Below are 14,949 nucleotides of genomic sequence, written 5' to 3'. Positions count from 1 at the left end.
AGAAACAGAGCGGGACATGCTATGTAATAAAGTAAAACTTCAATCAGTGGGGTATTACTGACAGTTAATGCGTGATAAACAATTATTCATGTAGATTTTCGAGGAAAACCACCGAAATGATTTGGCAGCAGTACTAAAGTTAACAACATTGGCTGGGGATTTGCATCATACAGCGCCTTTAATAAATTAACTACAGGGGCGGATCAATGTATCATCTTTTAATTGGAAGTGATAAGTATTTGATCACGCCTCCGCTTTTTTTAAACCAAAAGCGGACAATCTCGAGTTTATCAACTTGTTTCTTTTGATCTGTAATGTTGCCCTCTGTGTTTTTCATTTGCTTTTTGTTGTTCGCCAATGCATTATCTACTCTGGCAATCTCTTTATTCAAATCCTTCAGATCAAGCAATACGTCGGCAATTTTCGCCTCTGCATCGGAAAGATCTGTTTAACCTCAGTCCGTTCATCCTGGATTTGGGATGCTGCATACCTTAACACAAAAATAAGGAGAGAAGCTGTTTATCTGCCCTCTCTCCTTTGTCTATTTAAATTTCCTACATTTGATATGCGACCATGGAACCAATAATCTTTTTCTTTAGTTAGCTCAATAATCAGGATTGATGAAAAATTTCATTCGCAATTAATTCATACGATTTTATTCTCGCCTCATGGTCATGTGTTATCGTGACAATCATCCATTCATCTGCCTGATAAGCCTGCTGCAAATGTTCAAGTTGTTGCTTTACTTCCTGGGGATTTCCGATCACCATTTTTTCTTTAGCTTTGTCCACCATTTCCTGTTCCTCCGCTGAAAATGGATAGGATAACGCTTCGTCTACTGTAGGTACCCCTTCTTCACCTTCCCCTTTTGCCTGTAGTACATTCCATAACAAGTTGCTCATCGCAAGTTCTTCTGCTTTTTCCGTAGTTTCTGCACAAACAGCTGTAATGGTCACAATTACTTTTGCGACCTGATCTGGATATTTTTCCGTCATCAATTGTCGATAGTTCTTGACAACTTCCGGACCATCTGCATCACTCATAAAATGGCCAAATGTATAGGCCATCCCTTTCTCAGCGGCTAATACAGCACTTTTTCCACTTGTCCCGAGCATCCATGGCTCCGGTGAAATCTCCGGAACTGGCGTCGGTTTTATCTTGGCATACATATGATCTTTGGGAAAATCCAGATGTAAAAATCGTAATAGGTCATCCAGTTTTTCTGGAACTTTTCGTACCTGTTCCAGAAAATTATCAGACAATGCCATCGTTACTTCCGCAGATCCGCCTGGTGCCCGGCCAATGCCTAAATCGATACGATCCGGATATAAGGTTGCTAACAAATTGTAGTTTTCTGCCACCCGAAATGGTTTATAGTGCGGCAATAATACGGCACCGGCGCCAATCCGGATGTTTTTCGTTTGTGCCGCAATGATACCGATCATCACTTCTGGAGCTGGACAGGCGAGACCGGTCAGATCGTGATGTTCAGCAATCCAATAGCGCGTATAGCCAAGCTGATCTCCCGTTTGGGCAAGTTTTATCGAATCCTGTAACGTTTCCTGTGCTGTCTTTCCGGCTGAAATTGGTGCTTGATCGAGAATACTTAGTTTCACGATATATCCCTGCTTCCTTTCAAAATTGATATAACTTAAGTATATGTCTTTTACCTGGCATAAGTAAAATGACCTAATCACAGTCGATTAAGTCATTTCACACATTCGTGACTAAAACGTAAATTCCCAATACCATTTACAAAGCCAAAAAGGCATGTTCCGTTTCCCCAGGGTAAAATACGCCCAAAAAGCAATATTTGATGGATTGGTACAAATGTACAATGCCGATTAAAACCAGTATGATAGCAATTAAATCAAAGAAAAATATTCTAATCCTCCTCCTATTTTTCTTCATCGCACCGGTTTTTGATCCGTTCGATCCAATGTTGCAAGAATTGACAATATTGTGGAAGCATACTGGCTATTTCAATGGATATCGATTCGTTATATGTATGTACTGTCATGTTACGATGATCCACCATTTTCAGGCCCAAAACGGTTTCTTCCTCCGTAAAGACGCCGACTTCCCGAAACGAGCGGATCACCCCCTTAGGTGAACCAATATCAAGACCTTCCACATCGTACAAATATTGTTTACCCGCCTTCCAGCATGCCTCAAAACTATACTCAACGTTGAATTGCTGCATCACGTTCAATATCTGTCATATCTTTTATATGAATCAGTTCTACAAGTGTATTCAACGCCCGATTTGCGACCTGAATACGTTCGAATAATCTTTCCATTTTATTCCCTCCTTTTCAACCTTGATTACAAATTCATGATCCGCTTTTGATAAATCAACTAAGTCAACATGATATGGCAATGTTGACTCCTCAATACGTTCACGAAGTTCCGCCCATTTATAGTCTGGAATTCCCTCCGGTGACAGTAGTGCAATATCAATATCCGAGGTTCTTTTTTCCTCCATTCGAGCCCATGAACCAAATAGATATACATTTGTGGGGGTATCATTTAATGTAGAGATAATAATACTTTTTAAATGCTTCAATATTTGGTCTCTGTTTTGCCTGTTTTTGGACACAAAGATCACCATCCACTATATTTTTGAATCCCTTCATGATAACATATTCGCCTGACTCACCTTGCGTTCTCACCTCCAAAATACAATAGTTTTTGCCAATTGGATAAGGCGTATGAAAAAAAGTGAGAAAGGAAATCCTTAACAAGCAAAGGTAAGTTCGCTTCATTTATTATAATAGTTTAGTGAATGACCATTTCGGAAAGCACATAATGATACAACAATTGCTCTGTACAATCCAAAGAGCTCTCATGCGTTCTTTCATACGCATGCGAAGAATCAATACCAGGCCCAATCAACCCATGGACAATATCATTTCCTGCCTTGATTGCTGCTGAAGCATCTGATCCATAATACGGATAAATATCCAATTTATATCCGATGTTATGTGTTTTGGCCAAATCCACCAGGTGTTTACGCAGCCCATAATGATAGGGTCCGCTGGCATCTTTTACACAAATAGAAACTGTATATTCATCCGTTGATTGTCCATCACCCATAGCGCCCATATCCACCGCCAAATACTCTACCGTTTCTGCTGGTATATTCGAATTACCGCCATAACCAATCTCTTCATTATTGGAAATCAAAAAATGGGTTGTATATGGTAATGTTGCTTGTTCTTCTTTTAATCGTTTGATCAATTGCAATAAAATACCAACACTTGCTTTATCATCCAAATGGCGTGATTTAATGAACCCATTACCGGTTAGTTGAACACGCGGATCAAAGGAAACAAAATCACCAACTTCAATTCCCAGATTGCGAATATCTTCTGCATTTTCCACTTTTGCATCGATCCGGACTTCCATATTTTCCTGATTGCGTTTCGCCTCTCCCGCATTTTTATAAACATGGACTGATGTTTGGTGCATCAGTATGGTCCCGGTAAAAGTTTTTCCGCTTGCTGTCTCAATTTCACAATACTCCCCTTCGATGGCGTTATATTTAAACCCGCCAATAAGGTCAAGACGAAGCCGTCCGTTATCTTTTATTTCCTTGACCATCGCGCCCAGCGTGTCAACATGGGCAGTTAACATGCGGTGTTCTTGATCGTTTTTCCCGGGCAATGTTGCGATTAGTCCACCTTTATGATTACGCTTTGTTTCCACTTGCAGATTCTTTAACATATCTTCTACATGCTGCATTACTTTTCCCGTGTTACCGGATGGGCTTGGAATCGATACCAATTGCTTAATCCGTTCTTTTGTTTCATTTATGTTTGGGTATGTAGTCATGATATAACTCCTTTAAAAAATAGTTTTCACCATATATTCTATCGTTAAAGCCAATGAAACAAAAGGATTTTCAGCCATCGAATGGCCAAGTTCACCATTTTATTCTAATTCTTATCCGTATGAACTCGCGAATTTTTCTTTATAAAATTTCTGACCTCATCTGGTTTGATTCCCAATTGTTTTGCCATTAAGATCAATGAAACCCATTCTTCCCTAACTTTTCCTTCTTTCTTTCCCCCCACCACTTCCATGATAATAATCAACCCCCTTATTTTATGAAAAGCAGCGTTCAATTACAAATTCTTCCATTTTTATTTATTATGTTCGTAACCAGCTTCGACAATTACGTACAAAATAAACGGACCAGTTCCGCAATTATCTTCTTACCTTTAAAATATAGATAAAAAGTCGGTTGCGTTAACCCGGCCCGTTTAACAATCGTATTCATTATATTACTCACAAGTATTATCTAATACTTTTTCACTATCGTCAAGATATAAATGAAGAATATTTCCTAAATTCAATACACTCTTTGTTACTCTTAAGTAGTTTAAGTAGTTATGATCTATCTATACAAAAAAGACCTCCAAAAAAGGAAGTCCTTCCAAGGTTACAGCTTTATTTTACCATGAAGTTTACTTTATACCTCATCATTGTAGCTTTGTATCATATTCGCCATATGCGCATATGCACCGCCAGCAAGCAATGCCGATGCTACCAATACAGCCTCCGATAGTTCTTCATCGGTAGCTCCGGCTTTATCTGCATTTTTCGTGTGCACATCGATACAATACGGGCATAATGTAGCATGTCCAACAGCTACTGCGAGAATCTCCTTAAATTTAGCATCCAGTTCTCCTTCCTTCATGGCTGTTGCACTGAAGTTGGAATATCCCCTAAAGCCATCCGGAGCACTTTTTCCTAATTGGTTCAGTTTTTTCAAATGGATCGTGCATAAAGGGTATCCGAGGAATCCGAGTCCTTTGCATTATGCATATTGGTACTATGTGTCACTGCACCTCCTGCCTCTATTGCAGAAACGACAAATATAGCTTCAACCAATTCTTTTAACGAGGCTCCAGCTGCCTTGGCATTGCGCGTATGACTATCAATACAGTACGGGCATTCAGTCACATGGGCAATAGCAACGGCAATGATCTCTTTTTCTTTTTTCGTTAATGCTCCCTCTTTAAAAACGGCTTCATTATACTCAGAGAAAGCATGCATTTGTTCCGGAGCGAAATCCTTTAACTGACTTAAATGATTCATGTTTTCTTTTTGATATAAATTAGTCATTTTTCAACACCCTTTCTACAATTTACATTTCCCTTTCCGTTTAAAGTGAAACTTCATTCAGTAATCTGTACATAAAAAAGAAAGAAGATGTATTTTTTACACTGGAGAGTGTTTATATTTTTTAAGAATAGAACAAAAGAGGAAACGCGCTGAATGGATCCTTAGCAAGTACAACTTGGTTACTCCCAGGAATGGAAAATATAGTAGTGAATTATTAAATGAAAAGAGGTTATTTGAAGCAAAGTTCTTCGTGCTATGACTAAGCATTGTAAATCATAAATATTTTGAAACGGATTTATCAAAACACAAAAAAACCACCAACTTATGTATTGGTGGAGACGGTGGGAGTTGAACCCACGTCCAGGGATATCGCCACTCAGGCTTCTACACGCGTAGTTGGTATATTATCATTCGCTACATCGTTAGCCTACCAACAGGCTTCTCAAGTAGCTAGTCTGATTGGTTTCAACTATCATCCTCAGACGGCGAATGACAGTATAGCCCGCTTCATTTGAGACCCTTCAATCTGCCACACGGGCGATGGCAGGAAGGATCGCTTTAGTACTACTTACGCAGCAGCTAAAGCTGGTTGATTGTTAGTTTTGCCAGTTATATTTAGGCGAATAACGTTTTACGAGCCGTAACCTCGACGTGCAACCTGAGCTCAATCTATCCCTGTCGAATCCGTAACGTCCCCATAAAAGAGTAACGCTCGAGGATGTATTGAGCTGTTATGAAGTTAACATGTCATTAAATGAAGTCAATAACTCCCTAACGACAAATATAATTATATCACAGATCATCATAAAATCAAGTGCTGGAAAACTTTACGTTTGGTTATGTTCTTTTATTGCACGATCAGCATCACATTTCATTTGTTTCCGCTTCAGGTCTTCCCGTTTATCGTATTTTTTCTTTCCACGACCAAGACCAAGCAGGATTTTCGCAACACCATTTTTTATATAAACTTTTAGCGGTACAAGTGCATAACCCTGTTGTTGAATTAATCCAGTTAATTTATCAATTTCCTTGCGATGAAGCAACAATTTTCGGGTTCGGGTTGGATCATGATTAAATCGGTTTCCCTGTTCGTATGTGGCGATATGCATATTAATAAGCTTGACTTCCCCACGGTCAATTCGTGCGTGAGCATCCTTTAAATTAATACGACCTGCACGGACAGATTTAATTTCCGTACCTTGCAACACAATCCCCGCCTCATAAGTTTCTTCAATAAAATAATCATGGGATGCTTTTTTATTTTGCGCGAGTGTTTTCCCAGTTCCTTTTGGCATACCGGTATCCTCCTACTATTTACATGTGCCTTATTTTAGCAAAAAAATAGTATAATTCCAACTAAAATAAATGGACATGATTTCTCTTCATGTGCGAAAAACCATGCCCCTTACAATCATTACTTTGCTAATACATCGTGTATTTCATTAATGTTATATTCCAAGTAAGAAAGATACGTATCTCCTTCTTCACCCGGTTTTCCTATTTCATCAGAATAAAGTGTTCCGGCAATCTCCACCCCGGTCTCTTTAGAAACAGTCTCCATCGGCCGGGTGTCCACATTAGATTCAACAAATAATCCGGGTACATCGTTTTCCTTGACAAAATGGATTAACGATTTAATTTGTTCTGGTGTACCATTTTCTTCTGTATCAATCGCCCAGATATAACCTTCTTTCAGACCATATTGATCGGCCAAATATTGAAAGGCACGTTCACTGGTTACCAGCACACGATCTTCTTCAGGAATATCTGCAATTTTATCCTGGTATTCCTGATCAATTTCTTTTAGCTTATCTAAATAAGCATCCGCATTTTTTTCGTATTCCGCTTTATGTTCGGGATCCACCTTAATTAATGCGTCACGGGCATTTTCGGTCATTTTAATGCCAACGTTCGGGTTCGCAAAGGCGTGAGGGTTGATTTCCTCTTCTTTTCCCTTTTCACCTGTTAAATACATTGGTTCGACACCATCTGTTAATTTAAAAATGCGGTTCTCGTCTTGTTCAACAGAGTCGGTTAATTTAAAGAACCACCCGTGTTTACCGCCTTCCAAATTCAGCCCATTATAAAATAAGGCATCAGCATCGGATGCTTTTTTAATGTCTTCCGGAAGTGGTTCATACTCGTGTGGATCCGTTCCAATCGGGACAAGGTTATAAACTTCAACCTGGTCTCCGCCTATCTCATTGACCATGTCCTCCAAGATCGTAAATGTGGTAACGACCTGGATTTTTCCGTCCGAATTATCTTTCCCGGAGGAATTTGTGCCACATGCAGCTAATATGAAGATAGTCCCGAGAAAAACAACTATCATTTTACCCAATTTTTTCATCATGCCTTTTCTCACCTCTCTTTAGCGGCATTAAACCTATTCAGCTGCCGTTCTATTTTTATGCGTTCGAATAAATCGCCATAGTATCCCTTGCTTAGGAGCAAAGATGAAGGCAAGGATAAAGAGCAATGTCGTGACAAGTACGATTACCGCTCCAGAGCTCAAGTTATAAACAAAACTAAAGTACAGACCAACCATGGCAGAAACAGCGCCAAATAGTGATGACAAAACGATCATGGTTGATAGTCGGTTTGTTAACAAATAAGCCGTTGATGCAGGTGTGATCAGCATTGCAACAACCAAAATAACCCCAACCGTTTGTAGAGAGGCTACCGTGACCATGGTCAGTAAAATCATGATCGTATAATGAATAACGCGAATTGGTAAACCATAGGCAGCCGACATGGTTGGATCAAAACTGCTAATTAAAAGTTCTTTATAAAACAGGATGACAACAAGTAATACAATACCGCCAACAATAAGCGTCATCCACATATCAGATGATTTGACCGATAACACGTTCCCGAACAGGATTTGTGTTAAATCAGTGGCACTTTGCGCTTTGGAAATCAAGATAACCCCTAACGCAAGAAATGCAGAAAATACAATCCCGATCGATGAGTCATTTTTGATTCGGCTATTTTGGCTGACAACACCAATTCCAAGTGCGGTTAATATACCAAACAGAACAGCGCCGTAAAAATAATTAATCCCCAGCATATAAGAAATTGCTACACCTGGAAGAACCGCATGGGAGATGGCGTCACCCATTAGTGCCATGCCCCGCAAAACGATAAAACAGCCAATCACGCCACATATCACGCCGACCATGATCGAAGTAAATAATGCTTTTTGCAGGAAACCATAGTTCATTATATCCGAGATAAATTCCATTAGACACCAACCCCCAACTTATTCAACGTTGAAAAGTTGGTTCGATATGCCTTGGACATTAACTCGGGTTGTGTCACCGTCTGAACCGATCCGTACTGAACTAATTCCTGATTAATTAATAATAAATCATCAAAGTAGTCGTCAACCTTCGTTAAATCATGGTGAACGACAAATACAGTTTTCCCCTCATCACGAAGTCGTTTTAAAATGGCAATAATTGTTTTTTCACTCGAAATATCGATACCAACAAATGGTTCATCCAGGAAAAAGTAGGATGCCTGTTGCGCGAGCGCCCTTGCCAAAAAGATACGTTGCTGCTGACCGCCCGACAATTCACCAATTTGTTTTTTAGCAAAGTCCTCCATGCCGACTTGTTGTAAACATTCGTAAGCCCATTCTTTATCCTGCTTTTTTGGGCGATGAAATATACCGAGTTTGGGATAAGTACCAAGTACAACCGTATCAAGGACTGTAATCGGGAAATCCCAATCGATATCATTTCGCTGCGGAACATAGGCAATCTTTTTCCGGACTTCCTTAATCGATTTACCGGCAAACGATACTTCACCCTTATCTTTTGGTATTAAGCCCAGGATTGCCTTCATCAAAGTGGACTTTCCTGCACCATTGGGTCCAATGATGCCTGCAAGCTTTCCTCCGCTCATATGAAAAGATATATTTGTAATGGCCGGTATACCATTATAGGATACATTCAACTGCTTGACCGTAATTGAATTTTCCATTCTCGTCCCTTCTTTTCTTTATTATTCTCCTGTCTTTTTCTCATTTTTATCATCATTTTGTGTACATGCATTTTAATTGAATTTGTTATATTGTGTAGTATAAATGACATTTAATTAGTTGTCAACAATTAAATTGCCCCCATGCAACTTTACTTTAAAATATGCATCTCTACTGTTTTCGGTTCAAAAAAGGGTATCCGTTATTTTAGATACCCTTTTGAACAATTCTTTAACAACCTATTTATTTTTATGCTTTTTTTGCTTGCGCCGTTTACGGATGGGTTGAATCATTTCAAAATCAACCGTATGTTCATCAAGGTTCACACTTGTAACTCGAACCTCTGCTTCATCACCAATCCGATAAATATTAGCCGTTCGCTCACCAATTAGAGCTTGATTTTGTTCATCATAATGATAATAATCATCGGTTAAGGTACTGACATGAATAAGTCCCTCGACCGTATTCTCCAGCTCGACAAACATGCCAAAATTGGTTACGGAGCTGATCACACCCGTATATTCCTCACCAATCCGATCATTCATATATTCTGCTTTTTTCAAATCATCTGTGTCACGTTCTGCATCAACCGCAGCACGCTCGGTCGCCGATGTATGTTTGGCAATGTCCGGCATGCGTTCTTTCCATTTTTTCAGAGTTGGTTTATCCAAATGATTCTCCAACAAGTACGTGCGAATTAACCGGTGTACGATTAAATCCGGGTAACGTCGAATTGGAGAGGTGAAATGGGTATAAAATTCTGTTGCCAAACCAAAATGACCGATACTCTGCGGATCATATTTCGCCTGTTTCATGGAACGCAGCATCAACTTGGATACAATCATCTCTTCCGGCTTGCCTTTCACCTTCTCCAGTACTTGTTGCAAACTTCGTGGATGAATGTCATTGGCAGTTCCTTTTACAGAATAACCAAGACCCGCAAGAAAGTCGAAAAAGGTTTGTAATTTTCCTTCATCTGGATTTTCATGGATACGGTGGATAAATGGTACGTCCATCCAATGAAAATGTTCCGCAACGGTTTCATTCGCCGCCAGCATAAATTCTTCAATTAATCGCTCAGCAACCGAACGTTCGCGTAATACGACATCTTCCGGCTTGCCGTTTTCATCAACAAGTACTTGGGCCTCTTTAAAATCAAAATCAATCGCTCCCCGGCTCATCCGCTTTTTCCTTAAGATGACCGCCAGCTCTTCCATTTTTTCAAACATTGGTACAAGTGATTCATATTGGTTGCGTACCGTTTCATCTTTTTCGACCAAAATCTTGTTGACATCGCGATAGATCATTCGTTCCGTTGTATTAATGACACTTTGAAAAATTTCGTGATTAACAATTTCCCCTTTGGAATTAATTTCCATTGAACAACCCAACGTCAATCGGTCCTCTTTTGGGTTTAATGAACAGATGCCATTGGACAGTCGGTGTGGAATCATCGGGATTACCCGGTCTACCAAATAGACACTGTTGCCCCGTTCATAAGCCTCTTTATCCATAGGGGTCCCTTCTTTAACATAATAACTGACGTCTGCAATATAGACACCGAGTTGATAATTTCCATTGTCTAATTGCTTAACGGAAACAGCGTCATCAAGATCTTTGGCATCAGCACCATCAATGGTCACAATCATTTCATCACGCAAATCGCGACGTAACGCTTTTTCATCCTCCCTGATACTCTCCGGTGCCTCTGCAGCTTGCGATAATACTTCTTCCGGAAACTCTATTTTAATGCCGTGTTTATAGATAATGGAAAGAATATCGATTCCGGGGTCATTTTTATGTCCAAGAATTTGGATAACTTCCCCTTCCGCACTTTTCCTGCCCTCCGGATATTTTGTAATATAAACAATCACTTTATGACCGGTCACTGCACCCTGTGTCATGTTCTTGGGAATGAAAATATCGTTAGGTATGCGCTTATCATCTGCTATAACGAAGCCAAATGACCGGTTATTTTCAAACGTGCCTACAACCGTATGTACGGCCCGCTCAAGGATACGAATTACTTTCCCCTCTGGTCGATGTCCAGCCTCACTCTTCTTCTCCAACCGAACCAAAACTTTATCACCATTCATCGCTGATGCCAAATCAGAATAATGGATATAAATGTCCCGCTGATTATCATCGTCCGGGATTAAGAAAGCAAATCCCTTTGCATGCATTTGAATACAGCCACGGATCAAGTTCATTTTTTCCGGTAAGCCAAAACGGTTTTTTCTGGTTCTGACAAGTTCACCTTCATTTTCCAACGCATTTAGTGATTTAATTAGTTCCTTAAAATCCTCGGAGTACTCAAGCTCTAATGATTGTTCTATTTCTTCTACAGATAATGGTCTTGTCCCATTTTCATGAAAAAAATCGAGGATACGCTGCTTTATTTCTTCCATACGTTTCACCTTCTTTCCTACATTATTATTTACCTGTTTGCCTATTTTTAAAAACACACGATCATCGCTGCCAATCGAGCGACTCGAGGAATTGATAAATATCGTGATGCAATTTATCCTTTTCCTTATCCAACGTAATAATATGACCTGATTCCTCATACCATTTTATATATTTATCTTCTGCTTCCACATTGTCATAAATGAATTGGGCACTATCCGTGTTAATCATTTCATCCTTTCGCGCTTGAACGACAAAGGTTGGTGTATATATCGTATCGACATTATGTTTCACTTCCGTAATAAACGATCCTAGCTGTGCAAACAGATCCGTAGAATTTTCCAGTAATTCTTTTACTTCCTGCTTAATGATATCATCACTTTTTCCTTCCAGTTGTTTATATTCTTTCGCAAATGTTTTATACCCTTGAGTTAACTGGGTTGTATTATCAAAAAACATCGGTGCGCACATGGGAATGATGGCTTTTATATTTTCTGAATAGGCCAGTTTCAACCCCAACCCCCCGCCAAGTGATAGACCGGCAACAGCAATCTCCTCATAGCCAAGATCACGTAAATGTTGAAGTGCATTTTGGACATCTTCCCACCATTGCTCCGGATTTGCTTTTATTATTTCTTCGGGGGGGAGACCATGACCACGGTATATTGGCGCATGCGAGGTATAGCCTTTTCCTTCTAAAAATCGTCCCAACATGCGTACATCTGCCGAATGACCGGTAAACCCATGTAATAATAATACCGCACGTTGACCAGCTTCAAACGTAAACGGTTCTGGTTGTTTTATTTTCATACGTGTTCAAACTCCTTTAAAATGCTTACCATATTATTCTATTGTACATGATTCGAGGAAAAAAGACGTAAATGTTGTTTGTTTACATTATTCCATTTTTCCTCCCAAATAAAAAATAATCCCCACTGTTCTTTTTACAGTAGGGTTAACAACTATTGATTATCACGAATGAACGTTCTGAATCCCCACCGCTTAGCATTAATAAACCAAAAACATAGCAGGCGGGGGATAAACATCCCGTAAATTCCTGATTTGCTTAACTAACATTTCGTAGAGGAAGATCACTCTACGAAATGAAGTTTCACTTTATTGTAATACGTATGCACTTAAAAAAGCTAAGACGAAGAAAATGACTCCTGTCACAATTGTACTTCGATGCAGGAACAGGTCGGCTCCTCTGGCTTTTTGTTTCCCGAATAACTGTTCCGCACCACCCGATATAGCACCGGATAAGCCTTCGCTTTTACCCGATTGTAATAAAACTAAAACGATCATTATGATTGCATCGATCACTAACAAAATGTGTACGACCCCTAACATTACGTATGGCACCTCCTGTAACGTACAATTACCTAATAATACTTTAGCATAATCTTATTTCCAATAGCAAGTGGAAAGCGAAGGCAGACATTTACGGTATACGTAAAATAGCGACCGAGAATTGGAAGATAGTGTCACGTTTTCGACAAAATGCCCGCAATTACGCACTATAACTTGAAACTGGCTTGTGGAAAAGTTAAAATAATAGATGGTTATATACATTTTTTTTACAAGAAAGGCTGGTCGTAAACATTATGTCATTTATAGATGGAATTGCTGCTGCAAATGGGATTGCCATTGCAAAAGCCTATCAACTTGTTACTCCCGATTTATCATTTGGCAAAAAACCAATCGATAATCCAAACGAAGAAATAAAACGTCTGGATCAGGCATTGGAAATATCTAAACAAGAATTAGAAAAAATCAAAGCCCACGCCAAACAAGAAATTGGTGACGAGCATGCCGAAATTTTTTCCGCCCATTTGCTTGTACTAAGTGATCCTGAATTGATTAATCCGATCAAGGACAAGATCACCACTGATAATGTCATGGCCGAAGCCGCTTTGGAAGAAACAGCCAACACATTTATCGAGATATTTAAAAACATGGACAATGAATATATGCGGGAACGTGCTGCGGATATTCAGGATGTTACCAAACGGGTTATGGCTCATCTGCTTGGTGTAACATTTCCCGACCCCGCTTTGATAGATGAAGAAGTGGTTGTAATTGCTCACGATTTAACACCATCCGACACAGCGCAATTAAATCGCAAATTTGTCAAAGGGTTTGCCACAGATATTGGCGGCCGCACCTCTCATTCCGCGATTATGGCGCGATCACTTGAAATTCCAGCCGTTGTCGGAACAAAAGAAATCACGAATATGGTTTCCCACAATGATACCGTAATTGTTGATGGTCTGAAAGGACAAGTTATTGTTAACCCTTCAGATGATGAACTGACAGCATACAGAAAAAAACAGGAAGATTTTGCTAAGCAGAAAGAAGAATGGGCAAAATTAAAAAATGAGCCTACAATGACTTCTGATGGGGAGCAAGTCGAATTGGTTGCCAATATCGGCACACCTCAAGATGTTACAGGAGTTTTGGAAAACGGTGGAGAAGGTGTAGGACTTTATCGTACCGAGTTTCTTTACATGGGGAAATCCGAACTTCCAACCGAAGAAGAGCAATATGAGGCTTACAAGTCAGTGCTGGAGCAATTCGGTGACAAGCCGGTTGTAGTCAGAACACTTGATGTCGGCGGGGATAAGGAAATCAGCTATTTGGATTTACCAAAAGAAATGAATCCATTCCTTGGTTTTCGTGCAATTCGTTTCTGCCTGGAAAATGAATCAGTTTTCCGCACGCAATTGCGCGCCTTATTACGTGCCAGTGCCCATGGAAATTTAAAAATTATGTTCCCGATGATTGCTACGCTGGAAGAATTTCGCCAGGCAAAAGCCATCTTGCTCGATGAAAAAGAAGACCTGAAAAAAGAAGGAAAAGAGGTCTCCGATCATATTGAAATTGGTATCATGGTAGAAATTCCTGCAACAGCTGTCATTGCTAAACAGTTCGCTAAGGAAGTAGACTTTTTTAGTGTAGGAACCAACGATTTGATTCAATACACCATGGCAGCGGATCGGATGAACGAACGTGTCTCCTATTTGTATCAGCCATACAATCCGGCAATTTTGAACCTGGTGAACAATGTAATTGAGGCTGCTCATAGTGAAGATAAATGGGTTGGCATGTGTGGGGAAATGGCCGGTGATCCAATTGCAATTCCGATTCTATTGGCGTTAGGTCTTGATGAGTTTAGCATGAGTGCTACATCAATTCTACCAGCCAGAACACAGCTTTCGCATCTATCAAAAGAAAAACTCGCCTCCTATAAAGAAAAAATTCTTAGCATGGGAACCGCTGAAGAAGTTGTGGAATTCATCAAAGAAAAAACAGAATAGGAAACAGCAACAACCCGCCTGGACAATCTGGTCAAGCGGGTTGTTATTATTGATCGTCCTGGGCTGATACATCTGCACGTTTTGTCGATATATAATCGCCCTATCCGGAAT

At 39.8% G+C, this 14,949-nt stretch carries 17 protein-coding genes and 1 other RNA gene; 1 reads left to right on the top strand and 17 read right to left on the bottom strand.

What is annotated here, in order from left to right; genetic code table 11:
* Window positions 1-211: 211 nt before the first annotated feature.
* The 17 genes from O2S85_RS06480 to secG form a co-directional block, all read right to left on the bottom strand.
* Complete coding sequence (locus O2S85_RS06480) at window positions 212-409, bottom strand: hypothetical protein (RefSeq protein WP_269411867.1); 198 nt, start codon at window positions 407-409, stop codon at window positions 212-214.
* A 202-nt stretch (window positions 410-611) separates the two neighbouring features.
* Window positions 612-1,616, bottom strand: a complete 1,005-nt coding sequence (locus O2S85_RS06475) for an LLM class flavin-dependent oxidoreductase (RefSeq protein ID WP_269411866.1) — start codon at window positions 1,614-1,616, stop codon at window positions 612-614.
* Window positions 1,617-1,897: 281 nt separating this feature from the next.
* Window positions 1,898-2,203: a nucleotidyltransferase substrate binding protein gene (locus O2S85_RS06470; protein WP_269411865.1), complete on the bottom strand. Its 306-nt coding sequence runs from the start codon at window positions 2,201-2,203 to the stop codon at window positions 1,898-1,900.
* Between the two features lie 51 nt (window positions 2,204-2,254).
* Window positions 2,255-2,611 (bottom strand): nucleotidyltransferase family protein, encoded by a 357-nt coding sequence (locus tag O2S85_RS18775; RefSeq protein ID WP_367746709.1) that lies wholly within the window; start codon window positions 2,609-2,611, stop codon window positions 2,255-2,257.
* A 167-nt stretch (window positions 2,612-2,778) separates the two neighbouring features.
* A complete protein-coding gene (locus O2S85_RS06465; RefSeq protein ID WP_269411864.1) occupies window positions 2,779-3,834 on the bottom strand; it encodes a M42 family metallopeptidase in 1,056 nt (351 codons plus the stop codon).
* A 104-nt stretch (window positions 3,835-3,938) separates the two neighbouring features.
* Complete coding sequence (locus O2S85_RS06460; RefSeq protein WP_269411863.1) at window positions 3,939-4,085, bottom strand: anti-repressor SinI family protein; 147 nt, start codon at window positions 4,083-4,085, stop codon at window positions 3,939-3,941.
* A gap of 92 nt (window positions 4,086-4,177) precedes the next feature.
* Entirely contained in the window at window positions 4,178-4,282 is a 105-nt protein-coding gene (locus O2S85_RS06455) for a TetR family transcriptional regulator (RefSeq protein WP_269412496.1), read from the bottom strand.
* A gap of 192 nt (window positions 4,283-4,474) precedes the next feature.
* Window positions 4,475-4,777 carry a carboxymuconolactone decarboxylase family protein gene (locus O2S85_RS06450; RefSeq protein ID WP_269411862.1) on the bottom strand — a complete coding sequence of 101 codons (303 nt, stop codon included), beginning with the start codon at window positions 4,775-4,777 and terminating at the stop codon, window positions 4,475-4,477.
* Window positions 4,774-5,130: a carboxymuconolactone decarboxylase family protein gene (locus O2S85_RS06445; protein WP_269411861.1), complete on the bottom strand. Its 357-nt coding sequence runs from the start codon at window positions 5,128-5,130 to the stop codon at window positions 4,774-4,776. Before O2S85_RS06445 ends, O2S85_RS06450 begins: the two co-directional genes overlap by 4 nt.
* 330 nt (window positions 5,131-5,460) lie before the next feature.
* Window positions 5,461-5,827, bottom strand: a transfer-messenger RNA (tmRNA) gene (gene ssrA / locus O2S85_RS06440).
* A gap of 130 nt (window positions 5,828-5,957) precedes the next feature.
* Window positions 5,958-6,425 (bottom strand): SsrA-binding protein SmpB, encoded by a 468-nt coding sequence (smpB, locus tag O2S85_RS06435; RefSeq protein ID WP_269411860.1) that lies wholly within the window; start codon window positions 6,423-6,425, stop codon window positions 5,958-5,960.
* A 119-nt stretch (window positions 6,426-6,544) separates the two neighbouring features.
* The gene (locus O2S85_RS06430) at window positions 6,545-7,480 is read right to left on the bottom strand and encodes a metal ABC transporter solute-binding protein, Zn/Mn family (RefSeq protein ID WP_439649453.1); all 936 of its coding nucleotides are present in this window, start codon (window positions 7,478-7,480) and stop codon (window positions 6,545-6,547) included.
* Between the two features lie 36 nt (window positions 7,481-7,516).
* Entirely contained in the window at window positions 7,517-8,374 is an 858-nt protein-coding gene (locus tag O2S85_RS06425; RefSeq protein ID WP_269411859.1) for a metal ABC transporter permease, read from the bottom strand.
* Window positions 8,374-9,117, bottom strand: coding sequence for a metal ABC transporter ATP-binding protein (locus O2S85_RS06420; RefSeq protein WP_269411858.1), 744 nt, complete (start codon window positions 9,115-9,117; stop codon window positions 8,374-8,376). The genes O2S85_RS06425 and O2S85_RS06420 overlap by 1 nt, the downstream gene beginning before the upstream one ends.
* Window positions 9,118-9,354: 237 nt before the next feature.
* Window positions 9,355-11,523, bottom strand: a complete 2,169-nt coding sequence (rnr, locus tag O2S85_RS06415; protein WP_269411857.1) for a ribonuclease R — start codon at window positions 11,521-11,523, stop codon at window positions 9,355-9,357.
* 61 nt (window positions 11,524-11,584) lie between these two features.
* Window positions 11,585-12,331 carry an alpha/beta hydrolase gene (locus O2S85_RS06410; RefSeq protein ID WP_269411856.1) on the bottom strand — a complete coding sequence of 249 codons (747 nt, stop codon included), beginning with the start codon at window positions 12,329-12,331 and terminating at the stop codon, window positions 11,585-11,587.
* A 306-nt stretch (window positions 12,332-12,637) separates the two neighbouring features.
* Window positions 12,638-12,871 carry a preprotein translocase subunit SecG gene (gene secG, locus O2S85_RS06405; protein WP_269411855.1) on the bottom strand — a complete coding sequence of 78 codons (234 nt, stop codon included), beginning with the start codon at window positions 12,869-12,871 and terminating at the stop codon, window positions 12,638-12,640.
* A 254-nt stretch (window positions 12,872-13,125) separates the two neighbouring features.
* Between secG and ptsP the strand changes: the two genes are divergently transcribed.
* Window positions 13,126-14,838, top strand: coding sequence for a phosphoenolpyruvate--protein phosphotransferase (gene ptsP / locus O2S85_RS06400; RefSeq protein ID WP_269411854.1), 1,713 nt, complete (start codon window positions 13,126-13,128; stop codon window positions 14,836-14,838).
* The last annotated feature ends 111 nt before the right edge of the window (window positions 14,839-14,949 follow it).

The sequence above is a fragment of the Lentibacillus daqui genome (genome assembly GCF_027186265.1).
Classification (GTDB): domain Bacteria; phylum Bacillota; class Bacilli; order Bacillales; family Amphibacillaceae; genus Lentibacillus_C; species Lentibacillus_C daqui.
This window is presented reverse-complemented; position numbering and strand designations above follow the sequence as displayed.

Excerpts from the sequence above, each read along its gene's own strand:
- O2S85_RS06470 (WP_269411865.1), bottom strand. The coding sequence starts at position 2,203 with ATGCAGCAATTCAACGTTGAGTATAGTTTTGAGGCATGCTGGAAGGCG.
- O2S85_RS18775 (WP_367746709.1), bottom strand. The coding sequence starts at position 2,611 with ATGGTGATCTTTGTGTCCAAAAACAGGCAAAACAGAGACCAAATATTG.
- O2S85_RS06465 (WP_269411864.1), bottom strand. The coding sequence starts at position 3,834 with ATGACTACATACCCAAACATAAATGAAACAAAAGAACGGATTAAGCAA.
- O2S85_RS06460 (WP_269411863.1), bottom strand. The coding sequence starts at position 4,085 with ATGGAAGTGGTGGGGGGAAAGAAAGAAGGAAAAGTTAGGGAAGAATGG.
- O2S85_RS06455 (WP_269412496.1), bottom strand. The coding sequence starts at position 4,282 with ATGAATACGATTGTTAAACGGGCCGGGTTAACGCAACCGACTTTTTAT.
- O2S85_RS06445 (WP_269411861.1), bottom strand. The coding sequence starts at position 5,130 with ATGACTAATTTATATCAAAAAGAAAACATGAATCATTTAAGTCAGTTA.
- smpB (WP_269411860.1), bottom strand. The coding sequence starts at position 6,425 with ATGCCAAAAGGAACTGGGAAAACACTCGCGCAAAATAAAAAAGCATCC.
- O2S85_RS06430 (WP_439649453.1), bottom strand. The coding sequence starts at position 7,480 with ATGAAAAAATTGGGTAAAATGATAGTTGTTTTTCTCGGGACTATCTTC.
- O2S85_RS06425 (WP_269411859.1), bottom strand. The coding sequence starts at position 8,374 with ATGGAATTTATCTCGGATATAATGAACTATGGTTTCCTGCAAAAAGCA.
- O2S85_RS06420 (WP_269411858.1), bottom strand. The coding sequence starts at position 9,117 with ATGGAAAATTCAATTACGGTCAAGCAGTTGAATGTATCCTATAATGGT.
- rnr (WP_269411857.1), bottom strand. The coding sequence starts at position 11,523 with ATGGAAGAAATAAAGCAGCGTATCCTCGATTTTTTTCATGAAAATGGG.
- O2S85_RS06410 (WP_269411856.1), bottom strand. The coding sequence starts at position 12,331 with ATGAAAATAAAACAACCAGAACCGTTTACGTTTGAAGCTGGTCAACGT.
- secG (WP_269411855.1), bottom strand. The coding sequence starts at position 12,871 with ATGTTAGGGGTCGTACACATTTTGTTAGTGATCGATGCAATCATAATG.
- ptsP (WP_269411854.1), top strand. The coding sequence starts at position 13,126 with ATGTCATTTATAGATGGAATTGCTGCTGCAAATGGGATTGCCATTGCA.